This is a genomic window from Streptomyces flavofungini (genome assembly GCF_041028215.1).
Lineage (GTDB): Bacteria > Actinomycetota > Actinomycetes > Streptomycetales > Streptomycetaceae > Streptomyces > Streptomyces flavofungini_B.
Map to the genome: position 1 here is coordinate 1 of NZ_JASKYR010001028.1, position 3,196 is coordinate 3,196.

Genomic DNA, 3,196 nt, shown 5'->3' on the forward strand with positions numbered 1-3,196 from the left:
CCCAAATGAAGCGCGACAACGACGGCGACAGAGCGCTCGAACAGCGGGGAGGGGCGCCGCGGCCACCACTCCAGAAGAGCACACCGACTAAATAAGTGCAACAACTCAACTTATGAAGCGAGGCAACCTTGGGTGTAGGCTGCTCGCATGTGGGGGGGGGGGGGGGGGGGGGGGGGGGGGGGGGGGGGGGGGGGGGGGGGGGGGGGGGGGGGGGGGGGGGGGGGGGGGGCCCTCGCCGACGCCGCGCTGCTGCCCCGGTCCGCCGTCGCCGAGGGCGCCGAGGATGCGGGAGTCGTCGGCCGCCGCCGTACGCAGGTCGAAGAGCTGCCGCTCGGCGGAGGCGACGCCTTCTTCGAGGAGGGCGCGCAGGTCGTCGGCGGAGCGGTCGAGTTCGGCCACGGTGAGGGCGGCGCCAGTGAGGGCGGCGGTGCCCGGGACGGATGCGGCAGGTCCTGGGGTACGCGCCGGTCCCTCGGTCCCCTTGCGGGGCGCGGGCACGCCGCTGCCGCTCTCCCTGGCGGGCAGGCTGAGCAGTTCGGCGAGCCGCTCGTCGCCCGCGAGGGACTCGGCGGCCCTGCGCTCGGCTTCGTGGGCGGACTCGGCGGCACTCGCGGCGTCCGCGGCGCGGGCGGCCGTCAGCTCGGCCCTCGCTTCGGCGGCGGCGGCCTCCCTGGCCTGGTCCGCGGCGCGGCGGGCGGCCTCGCGGGCGGTGTCCCAGGCGGCGACGGCGGTCTTCTCGGCGTCGCTCGCGGCGAGCGCGGCGCGGGCCGGGTCGGCGTCGGGGGCGGTGTCGTCGAGCCAGCCCGCGCGGACCGCCTCCGCGGTCTCCTGCTCGACCTCGCTGAGGCGCTGGCGGAGGTGGCCCGCCTCGCTGCGGGCCCGCTGGGCCTCGGTGGCGGCGGCGGTGGCGTCGCGGTGCGCGGTCTCGCCGGTCTCCTGGAGGGTCGCGGAGCGCTCCTCCTCTTCGTTGGCGAGGTTCTCCGCGCCCTCGGCGGCGGTGTGCAGGGCTCGTACGAGATCGGACGCGGCCTGCGCGCGGGCGGCGAGGGCGGGCGCCGCGTCCCGCTCGGCCTCGCGGATCGCGGCGGCCACGCGCGCGGAGCGGTCGGCCGCCGCGCGGTGCCTGAGCACGGCCTCGGCGGCCTGCCAGGCGGAGTGCAGCGTACGGGCGTCGGCCAGCTCGCGGCGCTGGGCGGCGGCGGCCTTCTCGGCGACGGTGAGCGCCAGGGAGGCGTGGCGGTAGGCCAGTTCGGCGGAGATCAGGGCGCTCCTGCCGCGGGCGCGCTCGGCCTCGGTGACGGTGTGGGCGGCGGCCGTGACCTGCTCGGCGAGCGTGGCGGCGCGGCCCCGCTCCTCGACGGCCCGCGCGGAGAGCCTGCGGGCCAGGGTGCGGGTCCTGCGCTCGGCGCCCGCGTGCACGTCGCGCGCACGCGCACGCGCCTCGGCGGCCTCCACGATCCGTCCGAGGAGATCGACGGAGCCCGCGGTGAAGTCCCGCTCGGCCATCAGCTCGGCCCGGCGGCCCAGCTTGTTGCCGAAGCCGTGCACGAGGTCGGCGAGGCCGTCGGTGTCCCGGGTGTCGGTGACGGCGCGCAGCAGCAGGTCGGTGAAGTCGGAGTCCTTCTTGACCGCGAAGAGGCCCGCGGCCTCGCCCTCGTCGGCGTTCATCTCGCGCTGGTAGCGGAAGAGTTCGGGGTCGAGGCCGAGGTCGCCGAGGTGTTCGTTCCAGCGGTCGTGGATCTCCTCCCAGTGCACCTCCAGGTGGGGGTAGATCTTGACCGCCTCGGTCAGCGCGTCGCGGAAGCCCTTCATGGTGCGCCTGCGGCCCTGTGCGCCCGACGCGCCCTCGGCGGACGGCCGGACCGCGGTGGACTCGGCGACCGGCAGGGAGTCCAGGCTCATGCCGGGGCCCGGCCGGAAGGAGTACCAGGCCTCGGCGAACTTGCGGGGGTCGTTCGAGACCTGTCGTCCGCGCCACTCGCTGACCTTGCCGACGACCACGCACTCGCCGGTCAGGGTGTGCTGCCACTCCAGGGCGACGTGCCCGCAGTCGTCGGCGAGCAGGAACTTGCGCAGTACTCCGGAGCTCGCGCCGCCGAGGGTGTTCCGGTGGCCCGGCAGCATCACCGAGAAGATCAGCTTGAGCAGGACGGACTTGCCGCCGCCGTTCTCCAGGAAGAGCACGCCCGCGGGGGCCGGGCGGCGCGGCGGGCCGACCGGCTCGTCCTCGAAGAACTCCGCCTGCGTGGGTGCGGGGTTCGGCACCTCGGCGCCCACGCCGCGCAGGTCGAGCACGGTGTCGGCATAGCGCGCACCGGCCGGTCCGATGGAGTAGAGGCGGATCCGGGACAGCTCGTACATGGCGGCGGACTCTCGTCGTAAGTCGTCGTAGACGGCGGGTGGTTGAGGGGAGCGGGCCCCGGTAAAGGCCCGGGGGGCAGGGGTCAGGAGTGGAAGGGCAGCCCCGCGTCGGCGGCCAGCTCCAGGTCGTCGGTGTCTTCGGGCGGCAGCAGCGTCGCCGAGCCGTCGGTGACCGGGACGACGCCGAGGTCGAGCAGTTCGGCCATGGCGGCGCTGCCCGCCATGTCGCGCACCTGGAGCTGATAGCGGGCCGTGGTGCGGTACGTGCCTCCGGAGTCGTCGCCGGTGCGCTGGAGGAACCCGGAGTCGGTGAGGAAGGCGACCGCCTTGCCGATGATGCCGGTGGTCGAACCGGCGAGGCGGCGGGCGTCCTTGGTGGCGCCGGTCGAGCTGCGCCGCGCCCAGATCCGCCAGGCGGCCTCAAGGCCCGGGGCGTCGGTGGCCGGGTCGGTGTTCTCGCCCTGCTCCTCGGCGCGCTCCTCCAGGCGGCGGCAGGCCTGGCGGACGAACGCGTCGACGCCGTTGACCGTGACCCGGCCGATGTAGCCGTCGTCGGCGAGGTCCTCGGGGCGCGGGAAGGCCATGGCGGCGACGGCGAGGTGCGCGAGGCCGTGCAGGAAGCGGTCGGTGGAGTCGGTCGCGGCGCGGCGGGCGTAGTCCCCCATGCGGACGGCGAAGACGGAGTCCTCGGCGGCGGTCACGGCCATGCCCGCGCGCGGGGAGACCTCCAGGACGACGAGTCCGAGCCCGGCGGCCACGGCGTCGGCGAGCCGGGCGGGGGGGGGGGGGGGGGGGGGGGGGGGGGGGGGGGCGAAGGGCGGGTCCTCGCGGTAGC

At 76.2% G+C, this 3,196-nt stretch carries 1 protein-coding gene and 1 pseudogene; both read right to left on the reverse strand.

From position 1 onward, the window contains the following. Nucleotides 1-258: 258 nt before the first annotated feature. A pseudogene (locus AB8Z36_RS37995) lies at nt 259-2,361 on the reverse strand (hypothetical protein); the annotation flags it as partial. 83 nt (nt 2,362-2,444) lie between these two features. Continuing rightward, nucleotides 2,445-3,196 (reverse strand): hypothetical protein (locus AB8Z36_RS38000; protein ID WP_369217929.1); only part of this gene is annotated, 752 nt, incomplete at its 5' end.